Here is a 15,750-nt window from a genome sequence, read left to right as displayed (position 1 = left end):
TCGCGAGCGTGGACGCAGGTTCGCGCAGGGCGCGCGACGTTTCGGCGCGGGTCGCGGATGTCTTGTCAGCGATCGGTTCATGGGCGTTGCGGTGACTTTCCGTCTCGGGTCGGCGCCGTGGCACGAACGTAGAGCTGGGTACAGACGCTTGGTTCGCCCGGCACGGGCACGAAGCGGTCAGGGCCCGTTGATTCACGCATACCAGTGAGCCAGTAGGCGAAGGCGAACACGGCCTTCCCGTCAAGCCCTTCGATGGTGACGCGGACGCGCCAAGCTGGGATCGTTCATATGTGCTGCGCCCGAGGAAGTGGTCATGCAGCAGACGCAGACAGCAGCGAACGGCCTGCGAATTGCGTTCTGGACAACCCTTGGGTTCGGTTCTTGGGGACACGGTCCGGGACGCTGCTGCAGCCCTTCGTTGCGCCGGTTGGTCGACACAGCTGTTGGTATTCCAGCAGGGTGGTGCGGGTTGATGTTCGGCGAGGGCGTTGGTGCGCGTGTTTGTTACTGACCTTGCCGACTCTGGCCTTTCCCCCCGCCACCGCTGGTACAGCTCGCGTGCCGGCGCCTCGTTCGACGCGACGAGCACGGCGAACGGCTTGGTGCGGTCGGCCGGCAGCAGGTCCAGCAACTCGCGCCCGTACCCACGGTCCCTCAGCTCGCGCAGGCCGCGCCCCCGGACTGTCCCAGCTCTGTCCCAGGGGCAAAAGGAGCTGTCGGTGCTGTGGCTGAGGCCGGGTCCCGACCGGCACCCTGGTACAGGTAGCCATATTTTCCGTACAACGGGATCATGGCTACCCGCCCAGAACCCGACGACCTGTCACCGCCGGCTGACTGGAGCGCTCCTGAACGCCGCCTGTGGTCAGCTTTCCGGGACGGCAGCATGCTGGACCTTCGTACGGGAATGGCGGTTGATGACGACCCGGCGGCTGGGGCAGCGTGGGGTCCCGAGCGGCAGATAAGCGCTCACGTGATCGCGCTCCTGCTGCTTGACGGCCCGCCCGCGAATCCCGGGAAGGTTCATGCGCTCCGTGTCACGGGCGCACGAGTGACGGGTGAACTCGACCTGACCTCCGCGGCTGTCGACTGCGAGATCGACTTCGACGCCTGTTCCTTCTCCGATGCCTTGACCCTTCGGCACGCTACGACTCTCGCCGTCAACCTGCAGAGGTCTCACCTGCCCGAGTTCAGCGCGGAAGCGCTGCGTTGTCCGGGCCTCGACATGCGCGACGCGGTCGTGGAGGGAAACGTATGGATCCAAGGGAGCGACATCACGCTCGACCTCAACCTCGATCGTGCGAAGGTCGGTGGTTGGATCAACGGAAACCTCCTCACGATCGGGTCATGGTTCAACGGCCGCTACGGGCTGTCCACAGGCAGGTGGCTGTCGCTGGCCAGCGCCCGGATCGGCGGTGTGGACCTGCGCCAAGCCGACATCGGCCATATGGGAAGCACCGAACAGGCACTCGGCGCGCATCTCCTGACCTGTGACATCTTCTGGGCTTCGGACATCCTGGTGGCGCACGGCATCATCCTGAGCGGCGCACAAATCAACGGTGAAGCAGTCTTGTCGAAAGCCGTTGTGCACGGAGCCCCTCTCCCGAACCGGCGATCCGCCTCGATGAGATCCACGCGCGACGCCTGGACATCGGCACCGCACGGGCGGACACGAAGTCGGTCTCACCACGGGGAGCGACCATCGGCAAGCTGGTCGACCGTCCGCAAGGAGGTCCCTTGCTGGAACTGGACGCCCTCACCTACGAGCGGCTCGAGCCGCTCCCGCCTCGCTCGACCAGCATTCGGCTCGCCTGGCTCAAGGAGAGCCTCGGCGGTCAGTACTTGCCTCAGCAGGGTCGCCAGCCGCCGCCGTGTGACCGCGTCCCACAGCACCACCGTACGGTCGCGGCTGGCCGTGGCCAACGTACGGCCGTCCGGGCTGAAGGCGGCCTCGGAGACGGCGTCGTCGTGGCCGGACAGCTCGGCCTGGTAGTACTGATGCGCCGAGACGGTCAGCATGGCGCTGCGCGCCTCGAACGTCGGCGCCGCACGGAAGGCCTCCACACTCAGCAGCATCGCCGCGGCCGGTCGGGACTCCACAAGACCGAGCGCCTCGGCCGCCAACTGCCGCGAGACCGCAACCCGCTGGGACCGGAGGGCGTCCTGACGCTGTTGCAGAGCGACCACACCAACGCCCGTGACCACCAGCAGCAGCGCAAGACCGGCGGTGAGGAGACGCAGACGGCGATTGCGCCGCACGGCCGTGGCCCGCTCACTGTCTTCCAGACCGATGCTGGCGTCGAGGAACTCGCGCTCCAGGGTGTTGCGTTCATCGCGGCTGCCGTCGCGGGAAGCCCATTCACGCAGGATCGCCAGACGCGTTCCCCGGTACAACGCACCGAAGTCACGCTCAAGTTCCTCCCAGGCCTGGGCGGCCTCGGTCAGCCGGCGGTGGATACGCAGCCGCTCGCGGTCCTCCTCGACCCAAGCCCGCAGCCGCGGCCAGGCAGTGATCAGCGCCTCGTGCGCGAGATCGACGCTGCCCTCGTCCAGAGTGATCGCCGGGCAAGCGCAAGTCGCTCCAGAACGAAGTCGAGGTCCTCGGCCCGGGCCGTGGTAACCAGTTCAGACCAGTCAGTGGGGCGACGAGTGTCCTGCGCCCCCTCACCCGGGGTGATGAGTCTGAGCAGCACACGGCGGGCCAACTCGGCGCGCTCGGGGGTGAGCTGGGCGTAGGTGTGCTCCGCGGTGCGGGCGATGGCGCCGTGCAGACCACCCGCCGCCTCGTAGGCGGCCTCGGTCAGCGAGCGGCCGCGGCGGCGCCGCCACGTCTCCAGCAGGACATGGGACAGCAGAGGCAGTCCCCCGGGCTCGTCGGTGACCTCCTCGACGAGCCGGCTGGTCAGGGCGCGTTCCACGATCAGCCCCGCGGCGGCAGCCGGCTTCACGATCGCCTCTCGCAGCTCGGCCGGACCCATCGGCCCGACCAGCAGGGTGGACTTGCGAAGCGCGGTGGTGAGCCCGCGGTACTCGGCACAGCGTTCGAGGAAGTCGGCACGCACCGCGATGACCACGCGCAGTCGGCTCCCGGGCTCCCGCGCCGACAACAGCAGGTCGATGAACGCCGCCCGCTCGGCGGGATCGGCGCACAGGGTGAAGACCTCCTCGAAGTGGTCGACCACGACGACCGTGTCGCCATCGGAGTCCTTCGGGATGAACATTTCGGCATGGGTACGGGCGGGATGCGCTCCAGGGGTGAAGATCCTGATGGCCGCGGGGCGTACGTCCTGCGAGGCCGCGGTCTGCAGGGCCGGGATCAGACCGGCACGCAGCAGCGAGGACTTCCCGCTGCCGGAGGCGCCGACGACAGCGGTCAGACTACGTCGCACCAGTTCCAGCAAGTCGGCGACCAACTCCTCGCGGCCGAAGAACCGGCTGCGATCGCGGGGTTCGAACCGGGCCAGGCCCTGGTACGGCGACTCGGCGTCGTCGTGGTCGACCGCCTCGGCGGCCACTTCCTCCTCCTCCTGCCTCCAGCGCCGTTCCCATTCCTCCAGGTCTCCTCCGCACCCCTGGACATAGGCCATGGTGACCTGCAGCGAGGGCAGTTGCTCACCCCCGGCGGCCCTGGACAGAGTCGAAACCGTGTACGACGTGCGCCGGGCCAGCGCCCGGTAGGTGAGCCCGCCGGCGTCCTGGCGCAGCTTGCGCAGCTCCAGTGCGAACCGCTGTACGGGCCCGCCGGCCGGATCCAACGGAGCCTCTGGACGGCCCGGACGGCCCAATTGATGCCCCTCCCCCGGTTCCTTCATGTGCCGCGTCAGGCCTTCTTCATATGTGCCGCGTTCGCCTGATGTGTGCCGCGTTCGCCGCGCTCGTCAGGTTCGCCGGGCGGGCGCGTCGTCGCCCGCTGTCTGCAGCACGCGCCCAGCAACCTACGCAGCCGCAAAGCGCCGGACAAGGCTCCGCTGCGGCGGGGTGTCGCCATCCGGCCGCCGCTGCCCCTCGGACGACGGATTGTCGCGGACTGCGGAAAGGGCGGCGCAACGACCCAAGGGGCATGGAGAGCCGGTGGCGAACAAGGTCGCCACGCCTTTTTCCCACCTCGCACGACGAAAACGTCGTCCAAGAGACAGAAACGTGAGGGGCAGGCGAAAGTGGTGTGGAAGTTCGCCAACCCCTGCTGGGCCGTGCCGAACAACGACGTCTCGCACCTTCCAGGGGATCTGGCTCAACTTCTGTTCGTGCCCTGATGCACTGCTGGTGCGAGCGGAGGTGGAAGACCCGCACCAGCCGACTGCGAAACCCCATCCGCGACGTATGGCGAAACCACCCAACGGCGGCCGGGAGCGGCGATCGTGGACCACCTCGCCGAACTGGCCAGGCCCGGCGGTGGCACGGCGTACCCCGTCGACGCCAACGCGACCGGCTTCCGGCTTCCGGCTTCCGGCTGTGGGGCGCAACCGCCGCGTACGACGAGATGGACGAGCGCTACCGCGAAACTGCACCGATGCCGGGGCAACAGCTTCGGCATCGACACCCAGCTCTACGAACTCCTCACCACCGCCGGTCCCGAAGTCACCGCCTACAAGGGCCACATCAACGTGATGACACCCCGCCCGGCCTGCGCGGGCCTGCCTGGGCCTCGTCAACACCTGCAGCGCCATCGGCCGCCGCGCCTGACACCCGGGCCCGTGAACACCACCGGGTTCGACGGCATACGGGGTCCGGGCCATCCGCCGGGTGATCACTCGAAGGAGCAGCCCGGGTTCGGGGCGTCCTCGGAGAACGGGGAGCCGTGGGGCAGGACGTAGAGGACGACCAGGACGAGCGGGGTGTCGCCCAGGTTCCGGCCGATGTGGACGTAGTCGGGTCCGGCCGGTTCCTGGATGGTATCGCCGGAGCGGTAGACGCCGTCGGTCTCGCATGTGGAGTCGTAGTGGCTGAGGGTGCCCTGCTTGACAAAGCCGTACAGCGGCCCGTCGTGGTAGTGCCAGCCGGTGGCCTGGCCGGGCGGGATCGTGACCTCCCGCAGAATGTAGTCGGTGCCGTTCGCGGTGGTCTGACTGATCACACGGCCCGTGACCCCCGGTCCTGCGGGCGTGGTATGGGCGGTGCCGCCCACCACAAGGGCGGCGGCGGTCACCACCCCGGCTAGGGCGGTTCGGAGCGTGCGGCGCATTCAGGGCCTCCTGCGAGGCGGGTACGCAGCGGTTGTCGTCGTGAACATAGGCTGCCGCAGGGGCTGTTGGGGCAGAATCCCGTAGATCCGCACGTGTCCCGGCGCAAGTCGACGCGTTCTCGTGGGTCCGGCCGTGCCGGCCCTCAGTGTCATGGGGCCCACCTCAGGTTAAGCGGCGCCGACGGCTACAGGGCGTGCACTCCTACGCCGCCCGGGCACTGCATCGGCATTGCCGCCGACGCCCCGCGCGGGGCAGCGTAGCTGTCCCGGTCTCGGCAGTCAGCCCGCTCTGCTCATGTTGCGGCCACAGTCAGCAAGGGCGGTGGCGATCAGGTGATGGTCTTCCTCGCTCCCGAGCGCGATCGCGTGCGGCTCGTGACGGCGGTCCCCTGGGGGGATGGGACCGCCGCCTTCAGCCGTGTCGGGCGTCAGCGCGAGCCGTTGCCGATCTGAGCGTGGTGGGTGCGGGCGCCCTTGCCGGTGACGAGCTGGTGCTTCTTGATGACCGTGGTGCCGGCGCTCTTGTACTTGGGGGTGGCGGTCCAGTTGGTCACACCGGTGAGCTCGTTGGCCTTGAGCGCGGTGCGGGTCTTGGAGAGCTTGATGGCGAAGGCGGCGTTGTGGTTGCTGCCGTAGTTCTTGGTCTTCCAGCCCTTGCCGGTGATCTTGTTGCCCTTGGTCTCGTAGGTCAGCTCGGTCGACAGCTCGGTGACCGGGATGTTGAAGATGCGCTGGATCGACCTGGTGGACAGGGTGATGGTCTTGCTGTCCTTGGTCCCGCGGGCCGCGGCGGACGTGCGCGTGGTGAAGGTGATGTCCTTCTTGTAGGTGACGGTCGTTCCGTAGGAGAGGCTGGGGATCTTGCCGTCGTGCCCGACGACGAACGCCTTGAGCACCTTCGGGTCCTGCAGATAGCCGACGAACTTCTTCTGCTTGGCCGCGGGCAGCCTGTTGAACTCCTGGAGCGTGTCCTTGGCTTCCTCGCCCGGGGTCTTCTTCAGCCACTTCTTGTAGGCGTCCACGGTCAGCTTCGAGGGCGCGGCGGGCCTGGTGGCGGCCTGACTGTCGGCCAAGGCCTGCCCGGCGCCGCCGATGAGGGCGACAGAGGCGGCTGTGGCGATGGCGGCGGCGGTGATGCGGTTGCGCACGGTGTTGTCCCCTTGTCGAGCGGTGGTTCTTGCGGCGGTCTGCGGCCGTACTTGCTGCCGCGACGAAGTTACGGGCGTGCGCAACGGGGCGAAATTGTCCCTTGGGGCACTGTCCTGGAGGGCAGTGTGCAAGTGTTCGATGAGGGCACCGCGAAGCAGCGGGCCTGGGGATCGAGGGCCGCCGCCTTCAGCTCAGCTGCTGTGGGCGCGTGCACCGTGAGGTGCGGGACTGGCCACCGCGGCGGTGTCCGCCGCCGACGCTGCGCTCGCGTACGCCGAAGCCGCCACCGGCCCGGGCAGGGCTGGCCACTTTTCTCGACGCGTCGGCGAACGGGTCGTCGAGGTCTGCCGCCCCAAACGGCCCTCGCAGCACGTCGGTCGGAAGACCGACGCGATCGACGCCGTTCGCGAGGCTCGCGAGGTATTGACTGCCGAGCACCTGATTCACCCACGTCGCTGCGGTGACCGGGAGGGCTGTGGGAGCTGCCGGCCACCCGGCAGGGCGCCGTCACTCCGTGCACGGCGGCTGTCCATCACCTCAAGGCGCTGGTCGTGTCTGCCCCGAGGACCTGCGGGCCGAGCTGCGTGGGCAAGGGCCGTACAGCAGTGATGTCTCGCTGCGCCATGCTCCGGGAGCGGCCTGTCCAGACCGTTGAGCATCGCATGACCGTTCGCGCGCTGCGGTCCACAGCTGCTCGGATCCAAGCGCTGCGAGCGGAAACCACGGAGCCGGAGACCGAGATCGTCGGTCTCGTCGAGGCTATGGCGCCCGAGCTGCTCCGACTCCCCGGTGTGGGGACCGATCAGCGCGGACCAGATCCTGGCGAGCTGGTCGCACCCGGGGCGCTTCCGGTCCGAGAGCACGCTCGCCGCGTTCACCGCGTTCGCCGCGTTCGCCGCGTTCGCCGCGTTCGCCGCGTTCGCCGCGTTCACCGCGTTCGCCGCGTTCACCGCGTTCACCGCGTTCACCGCGTTCACCGCGTTCGCCGGCACGGAGTCCTAATAGTTGTCGCGGCTCGACTTCAGCGCCGTCTGGAGCATCGCGTGCCGGAAGCGATGGGTGAGGCCGTCCTCGCGGAGCACGCCGGCGTCGTGCGCCCGAGTGAGGAACGTGCCGTAGCGGAACGGGAGTTGACCACGCAGGCCGTACCAGGCGTGTGCGGCGCGGAAGACCGGCCACACGGCGAACATGCAGGTGCCGAAGACGGCTGCCGCCGAGACGGACGCCAGAGCGAACGCGGTCGGCGGTCCGTCGCCCGCCGCCAGATACCAGGCCGTCCACGTGACGACGGCCCCGGCCGCGGCGAAGCAGACGGCGACTGCTGCCGAGGCTCGCCTGTCACGGCGCAACGCGTCGCCGGGTCCGCCGGCGTTCGTGGGGGCGACCGTCGCGTCCAGGGTGAAGGCCTGGTTGAGGACGACACCCGCGGTGTGACCGCCGCACGCCCCGATGACGAAGGCGCTGGCCAGCCCTTGAGCCAGCAGGTCACGCAGGCCGGCCCTGTCGAAGGGCTCGATCACCAGCCCGTTCGCGGCCGCGGCGACCATCGCCGCGACGGCCACGAGCGGCAGGACCCGGGCCAGCCGCAGCACTGTGTCCCGGACGGACACCGTCGAACGGAAGCCGTCCGGTGCGGCCAGTCTGGTCTGGTATTCGAGGTGTCGGGCCAGCACATACGCCCCGGTGAACGCGGCGCCGCACACCGCACCCCACAGCGCGCCGGCCAGGAGCCCGGTGCCCGTGGCGCGGGAGATCCGGCCCAGGCCCACGGAGAGGGCGGCGAGCAGGAGGCCGTAGACCGCGGCGAGCTGCGGCTGTGCCGAGCGGTGCAGCTCCCACCAGCGGATGGAGCCCTCGCTGTGCCGCTCGGCGTGGCGGGCCAGGAACGCCAGCCAGCGGCGTGCGTGGCGGGCCGCGCCGGGCACGCCCGGGTGTGAGAAGACCACCGGCACCAGGGTGCCCAGCAGGTGACGCTCGATGGCACGGGAGGTGGGGAAGCGGCTCCGGTCGGCCAGTTCGCGGGGATCGGCACCGGCATGGCCGTACACCTGCAGCCCGAGCCACTGCATCAGCGGAGTGGTGAACGCCTCGGCGAGGGCCGGGGCCCGGCCTTGGCGCATGGTCTCGAGGAGCGGCTGCCAGGCGGGCAGGCTGGGAGGGCGGCGACCGGTGAGAAACCCCTCGAACTGATCCGGAGTCAGAGGCGAGAGACGGACCGCGACCGACCGCGGGATCGGGCCCGCCACCGCTGCAGCCTCCCGGAACTGCTCGGTGCGGGAGGCCAGCGCGACGGGCAGCTCCGCTCCCATCTCGCGCTGCAGAGCCTGGAGCAGCAGAACCCGGCGGTCCTTCGCCACCTCGTCGAAACCGTCCAGGAACGGTATGACGGCCGCGTCCCGGAGCAGCGCCCGCAACAGGTCCTGCTCGTCGACCTGACTGAATAACTCCGGGTAGCGCTCCACCAGTTGGCGTCCGATCCAGGAGTGCAGGCGGTGGCGCGGATCCCAGTCGGCCAAGGAGAGGACGACGGGCACGGGCCCGCCTTGCGCCAGCAGCCGTCCGGCCAGCACCTCCAGGGCGATGGACTTGCCGGAGCCCGCCGGGCCCACGACGATCAGACGCCCGGACCAGACGCCCCGCAGCCCATCCACGTCTCCGCTCGCCACGACGTGCGGCGGCACGTCTCCGAGCAGAGGTTCCGCCTGCCACGGTACGGCTATGGGGGCCACTTCGACTCCGCGGAACCGCAGGTCGTCCTGGATGCGCTCACGCTCGGCACGGGCGAGCTCGGCAAGCCACTCCTCGCGTGGCCGCAGGGCTCCTGTCCCGGCCCGGCCGCCGCCCCACCGGCGCCACAGCGCCGCGGACACCGGAAGCAACGCAATCCCGGCCATGCCCAGGAACGTATCGAGCCGTTCGGCGTAGCGGGAGGTCAGCGACGACGCGTAGAGGAGCTGAGTGGCCAGCACGAGAAGCGAGACGAGGGCCAGAACGCAGACGACGAACAGCCCCTTGTTCCGCCGCTCCATGGCCCCTGGCCCCTTCCTCCTCCGACTCGGACCCGATCATGCCGCAAGGGAAGGCAAGTCCCCATGCCCGCACAGCGGCAGACCCAGCGAACCAGTGTGAGGACGGTGACGGTACACCAGCACCACGCCCGCCCGATCCCGCCCAATCCACAGCATGACGGCCGCGCCCTGACGTTCGTCGGCTCACCGAGGCCGATGACCAGGCCGTTCACCCCGGCCGCGAGGGCGATGTCGATGTCGCGGTGTCATCACTCTCGACGCGTACGTGCCCCGCTGGGCGAGTTCAGCCGGCGGGAGCTGCGAGCTGCCCGGCATCGCCCCAGTGGCGGGTGTCGACGCGTTCCATGACGGGATGCGCGGCTGCACGCAGTTGCGTTCCGAGCCCTGGATGAGGCGGTAGATCCGCGCGCACGGCCCGAAGCCGTGTTCGTGAGACCGGGCGTTCTACGCAGGTCAGGCGATCTGTCGCCGCGAAGGTTGAGCGTTGTCGCCGAAGGGTGGTGACTGCTGGGCGTTCTCAGGGAATCTCGCCGTCCGCTTTCAAGCGAGTCCCATGAAAGTGGACGTCGAGCTTCCCTATTTGCCCCCGTCTGGTGCACAACCTTCCGGCACCCCCGGCCGTCTCACCCGGCATCAGAGTTACGCGACCAGGCGCGACAGGCGCGACCAAGCGCGACCAAGGGGGACATGATGCGACGTATCGGAGCAGCACTGGCGGTGCTCGCGCTCGCGGGCGCCACGCTGGGGACGGCGGCGAGCACCGCGGGCGCGGCCCCGGCCGAGGGCTCGCGCGCGGCGGCGGCCTGCCCGACGGGCTGGGGAAGCGGCGCCAAGGGCGGTGCCGCCATAGGGGCCGATCACCTGGAGGACATCAGGACCGGACAGCACGAGTGCTACGACCGCATCGTGTTCGACGTGCCCGGCGGCGACCAGATCGGCTACCACGTCCAGTACGTGGACCGGTTCTACGCGGACCCCTCGGGCGAGTACATACCGGTCGCCGGTGGGGCGATCCTCGAGATCCGCGTCGGCGCTTGGAGCTACGACCTGGAGGCCGGCGTGCCGACCTACCCGGGCGAGGTGGGCAAGCGCCTGCCCAGCGTGAACATCAGCGGGTACAGGACCTTCCGGGACACCCGGTTCGGCGGCACCTTCGAGGGCCAGACGCAGGTCGCTGTCGGCGTCCGCGCCCGACTGCCGTTCCGCGTGATCCAGTTGGACGACCGGGTCGTGGTCGACGTGGCCCACAGCTGGACGAGCTAGGGTTTGCGGTAGGGAACGGGGAGCGCGTCCGGCACGGTCGAGCCGGACGCGCGGCCACACCCTCGGAGCGTCCGGCAACGGAACGTTGCTGAACGGCCCCAGCAGCGGCCGGCGTCCGCCCGCGAGGGGATCGAGAAGGCACCGAGAAGACCAGGACATGCCACGGATCGAGGCGAATGGCGTCGAGCCGTTCTACGAAGTCAATGGTCTCCGCGCACCTGATCTTCTTTCACGAGGAGGAGCGGCCGGGCCGGTACGGCCACGTTCTCGGCTTCGCGTCACGACCAGCCAAGACGTGGCCACCCGGATGCCCGCTGCCGGGACCGCCGCCGGACTCTTACCGCCGCCGACCATGCCGCCGCGGCCGCCCGTCGTGCGCAGAAGAAGGGCTGCTGGCCGCCCGCACTGCGACCTTGGAAGTCACGAACGTCGACCAGAACGGCAAGGCCTCCTCGCCTCCCGCCGGACCAGCACGCAAACCGCCGCCGACCAGGCCTGCCACGCCTGGGCGATGAAGGCCCCAGCCCTCTTGGACGCCGCCGAACGACTCGCCGAGTGGGCCCGCGAAAAGTCCTGGGCCCACACCGAATACCCGGTCGCCTGCTTCCACCGCGAAGCGGCCGCCCACGAGTCCCACGGCAGCGCAGCCAGAGTACGAGCCGCAAAGCTCCCCCACGATCAGAACGATCGACGCGATCCGGGCCTGCCCGGCCGGCCACCGCGTCGCGTTCGCCACCGCCGCAGAATGGGTCGACCGCCTGGAGGCGCCCACTGCACCGGGCGCCTTCAGGCCGAGTTCACCAAGCTCGGACGCTGTCCGGGCGAACCGCCGCACGAAGCGAACTCGCATGCCCAACGGCCCTGCAATCGACCGCCGACTGCAGTTGGCCTCCAGCAGGGCGTGAACCTGAGCGTGCTTTGCACGCGTGCGATCCGCGAAGCGACGGCCGGCCCCACGGCGAGGTGGGTGCGGTGAAGGACGTCCGCCCGGTCCCGGAATCCCACGGTGTCCGGTCTCCCCGCGTCAACAGCCCGTTTCCGTACGCCGGACGACATCGCCAGATTCCTCGCCCCCGGACGAAACCAAGGTCAAACCCGGTGAGTTGATTCCCAGCCAGCCCTCACGCCGTGACCAGCAGCAACCTGCGGCATCGGGAGTGAGAAGTCCCAGTGACACCGGCATGAGACGTAGCACCATTGGGGCACGCGAAGCGTCGCACGCCCGCGGGACGGCTTCTCCGAGGTCGTCGCCCAGTTGCCTCGCCCCCACCGCATTCCCCATATCATGCCGTTGAACAGGTCAACTGAAGGAGTCAGGGTGCAGTGTCAGGCACCGCGACAAGGTCTGCGGGAGACGAAACCCATCTCCAACACTTTCTGGAACCGTTCCTGTTCACCCCGTTGACACCCAGCACGTCCCCTTTTAAGGTCACGGCCAAGATTCCGGCCATCTGTCGCCATTTCGAACACGTGAAAGGCATATGCCCTGCGCATCACCGAAAGCAGCCAGCATGTGGCCGGAGCGCTGTGGCACGGCCTGATGTACTCACAAGTGCACACCGGCAAAGGGATCACGAGAGTCCGCGAGAGCCGGATGCCGTGGCGCGCCGACGCACTGATCGGCGATCCGCGGGATACCGAGGCTCCTGAGCACCGACGCGAGCGAGGCGCCGGGGACCTGGCCCTCAAGCATTTCGGCGAGATCCGCCGCCTGTTCACCCGACCTGCACCAGGTGTGCCAAGGCCCCGACAACCTCGGCGGCTACGAGCAGGTCTACGAGGCAGCCGAGTCGATCCGCCGCGGCACACCACTCCCCCGGGTTCGGTCCGTTCAGGGCGCCCCCAGGACCTGCCCGCACGGCACCCATCCGCGGGACCTGATCCCCGACACCGCCCGGGAGCACGTCCGAATCCTCGCGACCCGCACGCCGACTGACGGCCCCGCTCCACCGTTTCCCTGTCGACATTCTGATACGCCGCCATCCTCCCAACACCGAAAAGAACAAGGAACGATCACAATGCGTAACCGAAGAGCCGCCCTTGCCACCATCGCCGGAGCGGTCTCCCTCGCACTCACCTTGTCCGCCTGCGGCCAGAACAGCGAGGGCAGCTCCGGGGGCAGCGAGGGCAGCTCCGAGGGCGCCACCATCGGGATCGCCATGCCGACCCAGGCCTCCGAGCGCTGGATCACCGACGGCAAGAGCGTCGTCGAGGACCTGCAGGCCAAGGGATACAAGACCAAGCTGGTCTACGGCGAGGACAACCCGAAGACCCAGGTCTCACAGATCGAGAAACTGATCAAGCAGGGCGTCGACGCACTGATCATCGCGGCCATCGACAACAAGTCGCTGAACGGCGTGCTCCAGAAGGCCGCCGACGCGGGTACGCCGGTGATCTCCTACGACCGGCTCATCCTCGGCACCGAGAACGTCGACTACTACGTCTCTTTCGACAACGAGCAGGTCGGCCGGCTCCAGGCCCGCTACATCATCGAGAAGCTCGGCCTGGAGGACGGCAAGGGCCCGTTCAACATAGAACTGTTCGCCGGCTCCAGCGACGACAACAACACCAAGTACTTCTTCGACGGCGCGATGAACCTCCTGCAGCCGTACCTGGACAGCAAGCAACTGGTCGTCCAGTCCGGCCAGACCGAGCTCGACAAGGTCACCACCCTGCGCTGGGACGGGCCCACCGCGCAGAAGCGCATGAACCGCATCCTCACCCAGTCGTACAAGAGCGAGAAGGTCGACGCGGTCCTGTCGCCGTACGACGGCATCTCGATCGGCATCCTGAATGCGCTGCAGTCGGACGGTTACGGCTCCGGCAGCAAGCCCCTCCCGGTCATCACCGGTCAGGACGCCGAACTGGCCTCGGTGAAGTCGATCGTCGCGGGTCAGCAGTCCCAGACCATCTACAAGGATCTCCGCCAGCTCGCCGAGGTCGCCGCGAACATGGTCGACGACATTCTCCACGACGACGTGCCGCAGGTGAACAACAGAAGGACCTACAACAACGGCGTCAAGGCCGTGCCCGCCTACCTGCTGCAGCCGACGAGCGTCGACAAGACCAACTACAAGGACGTTCTGGTCCAGGGCGGCTACTACACCGACGCCGAACTCAAGTAGCCGCTGGCAGGAGGCCAGACGACGCCCTTCTCCAGGTCGGTGAGTTCGTCCTCGTCCAGCCGAGCCAGTCCCGGTACACGAGGTGGAGTTCCGCTCGTGCGGGCAGGCATGCGCGGAACTCGGCAAGGTGCTCATCGAGCCGGTCCGCGTGTCCTTCGTTGCCCAAGTTCGCCTGTCATGGCCCAGTTGATGGTGGCGACGGTGCCGGGCATCCTGCGCGGCCCCGTGCCACCCGCGTTCGGGATCGGCGTGGTAAGTGAACCAGGCCGGCATGAGCGGTTCGGCTTCCTGCTCCTCCGTGCGGTGCGGCAACTCCTCCAGGGCGCGGATCCGCTCCTGCTGCTCTGTGGACATGCGGCGGTCGCATCGCCAGGTCGGTACCGTAGGAGTGCCCGATCAACACGGCATTGGGCACGCCCCATGCGTCGAGCAGCTCGGCGAGATCGTCGACATGCCGGGCGCGGAATGGCGGCCCCGCCGCGGAGATTGGCCCGTACCACGTTGGTCGCACCGGTACACGGGCGCGAGGTCCACGACCATGGGAGCGACAGCGCCCAGATAGTCCGACAGCCCCGCACCACCGTGGAGCATGACCACGGGCGGTTGTTGAGCCATGTCCCCCAGCACCTGCAATGCGACTGCGCCCCGTCGGTCATCGACGCGAAGCCCTACGTCTCCATCGAGGTCACCGCGGGGAACCTACCGGTGTCACTGAGGCTCCGCATCGGCATCACGGGTGGGCAGGCTGTCCGGGACAGCTCCGGACAGCCCCGGACAGCGTGAAGTGCTTGCCGTGTCGGCGTGAATCCGGGCAGCGTTCCTGTCACACGAGCGGCGGGAATGGACTTCTCGCTCGTGCCTCACATGACCTTTGATTGGGGGAACACCCATGCGCAAGCACCTGCGCATCGGTCTGCCGTGCCTGGCGACGGCCGTGATGATGCTGGTTCCGAGCGGGCCGGGGGCGCAGGCCGCTCCGGCCGGGGGCGAGGATGTCACCGTTTACGTCGGCTCCGGCGGAACCTCGCTTGCCGGGCTTTCGGAGAAGTCTCTTCTGCGGGTGGCCGGGAAGGCCGGTCTCACTGCTCAGAGTCCGGTCAGGTCCCTGCGTGACGCCCAGGCCGTGCTCCGGGCCAGGCACACGAAGAACGCGACGATCATGCTCCGCGGCGGCACCTACACCGATGCCGGGGTGGAGTGGGGGCCGGGCATCGCCAGTGCGGTCACCGTCAAGGTCCAGCCGGGGACAGGCCCGGTCACGTTCGACGGGCGGGCGGCCAAGGCCGGGTACTGGACGAAGGTCGGCCCGAAGTCACCCAAACTGAACTTCCAGGGGCCATTCACCGTGCAGCGCTACGGCGACGGTGGGATCAAGGCCACGGGGACCAGGCAGGACGGCCCGGTCAAGAGCCTCGTGGTCAACAGGATCACCTTCCAGCAAATGGGCAACGCCTGGGTCAAGGGCGGCAAGGGCTACGCAGGCGTGCATCTGAACTACGTCTCGAAGGCCAAGATCACCAACAACTGGTTCGTCAATCTCGAGAACAAGAATGCCCCGGGGAACACCCACGGTGTCTACCTCGCCTTCAACCAGACGCAGAAGACCCCCGGGAGCAACGGGAATCTGGTGAAGGGGAACACCTTCAAGGTCATCTCGGGCGACCCGGTCCGCGCCAGCGACGGCAGCAGCGGCAACAAGGTTCAAAACAACGTCTTCCGGAAGGGTCGCGACTACAAGGGGATGACCCGGGGGAACGGCAACTACGGGGTGTTCACCTACTGGGTGTTCCCGAGGGCCGACACATGCGGAAAGGGCGGCAACACGTTTTCGGGCAACACCTACACCGTGAACTACTACAACAAGAAGAAGCCGACCGTCCGCTCAGGGTCCGACACCGGTCGCACCTGCAAGTCCGTCAAGGACACGGGCGGCAACACCTACAAGCGCTAGCACTCCAGCCGGACTTCTGGACTTGCCCGCATGGGGCCCACCGTCGCGGCAGGC

At 68.5% G+C, this 15,750-nt stretch carries 11 protein-coding genes and 1 pseudogene; 5 read left to right on the top strand and 7 right to left on the bottom strand.

Features of this window, described 5'->3' with window-relative positions; translation table 11 throughout:
- Positions 1-1,680: 1,680 nt before the first annotated feature.
- The 3 genes and pseudogenes from CES90_RS49780 to CES90_RS49775 form a co-directional block, all read right to left on the bottom strand.
- A complete protein-coding gene (locus CES90_RS49780) occupies positions 1,681-2,391 on the bottom strand; it encodes a WD40 repeat domain-containing protein (protein ID WP_229914211.1) in 711 nt (236 codons plus the stop codon).
- A 69-nt stretch (positions 2,392-2,460) separates the two neighbouring features.
- Positions 2,461-2,511 (bottom strand): annotated as a pseudogene (locus tag CES90_RS51630) (hypothetical protein); the annotation flags it as partial.
- Entirely contained in the window at positions 2,511-3,752 is a 1,242-nt protein-coding gene (locus CES90_RS49775) for a helix-turn-helix domain-containing protein (protein WP_229914212.1), read from the bottom strand. The gene CES90_RS49775 and the pseudogene CES90_RS51630, both read right to left, overlap by 1 nt.
- A 603-nt stretch (positions 3,753-4,355) precedes the next feature.
- On the opposite strand from CES90_RS49775, the gene CES90_RS22035 reads away from it, so the two are divergent.
- Positions 4,356-4,811, top strand: a complete 456-nt coding sequence (locus CES90_RS22035; RefSeq protein WP_189786311.1) for a hypothetical protein — start codon at positions 4,356-4,358, stop codon at positions 4,809-4,811.
- Here the strand turns inward: CES90_RS22035 and CES90_RS22030 are convergent.
- The 3 genes from CES90_RS22030 to CES90_RS22020 form a co-directional block, all read right to left on the bottom strand.
- Positions 4,745-5,179: a cupin domain-containing protein gene (locus CES90_RS22030; RefSeq protein ID WP_189786312.1), complete on the bottom strand. Its 435-nt coding sequence runs from the start codon at positions 5,177-5,179 to the stop codon at positions 4,745-4,747. The two genes, CES90_RS22035 and CES90_RS22030, sit on opposite strands and share 67 nt — an antisense overlap.
- Positions 5,180-5,607: 428 nt before the next feature.
- Positions 5,608-6,327, bottom strand: a complete 720-nt coding sequence (locus tag CES90_RS22025; RefSeq protein ID WP_189786313.1) for a hypothetical protein — start codon at positions 6,325-6,327, stop codon at positions 5,608-5,610.
- 187 nt (positions 6,328-6,514) lie between these two features.
- On the bottom strand, positions 6,515-6,775 hold the full coding sequence (locus CES90_RS22020; RefSeq protein WP_189786314.1) for a hypothetical protein: 261 nt from the start codon (positions 6,773-6,775) through the stop codon (positions 6,515-6,517).
- Between the two features lie 342 nt (positions 6,776-7,117).
- Here CES90_RS22020 and CES90_RS49770 point away from each other — a divergent pair, with 342 nt between their 5' ends.
- Positions 7,118-7,330 (top strand): hypothetical protein, encoded by a 213-nt coding sequence (locus tag CES90_RS49770; protein WP_229914213.1) that lies wholly within the window; start codon positions 7,118-7,120, stop codon positions 7,328-7,330.
- Here the strand turns inward: CES90_RS49770 and CES90_RS49765 are convergent.
- On the bottom strand, positions 7,327-9,357 hold the full coding sequence (locus CES90_RS49765; RefSeq protein WP_229914214.1) for an NACHT domain-containing protein: 2,031 nt from the start codon (positions 9,355-9,357) through the stop codon (positions 7,327-7,329). The two genes, CES90_RS49770 and CES90_RS49765, sit on opposite strands and share 4 nt — an antisense overlap.
- A 690-nt stretch (positions 9,358-10,047) precedes the next feature.
- Here CES90_RS49765 and CES90_RS22010 point away from each other — a divergent pair.
- The 3 genes from CES90_RS22010 (at position 10,048) to CES90_RS22000 (ending at position 15,696) form a co-directional block, all read left to right on the top strand.
- Positions 10,048-10,620: an AMIN-like domain-containing (lipo)protein gene (locus CES90_RS22010; RefSeq protein WP_189786382.1), complete on the top strand. Its 573-nt coding sequence runs from the start codon at positions 10,048-10,050 to the stop codon at positions 10,618-10,620.
- A gap of 2,018 nt (positions 10,621-12,638) precedes the next feature.
- Entirely contained in the window at positions 12,639-13,745 is a 1,107-nt protein-coding gene (gene chvE / locus CES90_RS22005) for a multiple monosaccharide ABC transporter substrate-binding protein (RefSeq protein ID WP_189786315.1), read from the top strand.
- A gap of 889 nt (positions 13,746-14,634) precedes the next feature.
- Entirely contained in the window at positions 14,635-15,696 is a 1,062-nt protein-coding gene (locus tag CES90_RS22000; protein ID WP_189786316.1) for a right-handed parallel beta-helix repeat-containing protein, read from the top strand.
- Positions 15,697-15,750 lie beyond the last annotated feature (54 nt).

It is taken from the genome of Streptomyces capitiformicae (assembly GCF_002214185.1).
GTDB classification, from domain to species: Bacteria; Actinomycetota; Actinomycetes; order Streptomycetales; family Streptomycetaceae; genus Streptomyces; species Streptomyces capitiformicae.
This window is presented reverse-complemented; position numbering and strand designations above follow the sequence as displayed.

Coding starts and splice junctions, on each gene's coding strand:
- chvE (WP_189786315.1), top strand. CDS start 12,639: ATGCGTAACCGAAGAGCCGCCCTTGCCACCATCGCCGGAGCGGTCTCC.
- CES90_RS49765 (WP_229914214.1), bottom strand. CDS start 9,357: ATGGAGCGGCGGAACAAGGGGCTGTTCGTCGTCTGCGTTCTGGCCCTC.
- CES90_RS22030 (WP_189786312.1), bottom strand. CDS start 5,179: ATGCGCCGCACGCTCCGAACCGCCCTAGCCGGGGTGGTGACCGCCGCC.
- CES90_RS22010 (WP_189786382.1), top strand. CDS start 10,048: ATGCGACGTATCGGAGCAGCACTGGCGGTGCTCGCGCTCGCGGGCGCC.
- CES90_RS22000 (WP_189786316.1), top strand. CDS start 14,635: ATGCGCAAGCACCTGCGCATCGGTCTGCCGTGCCTGGCGACGGCCGTG.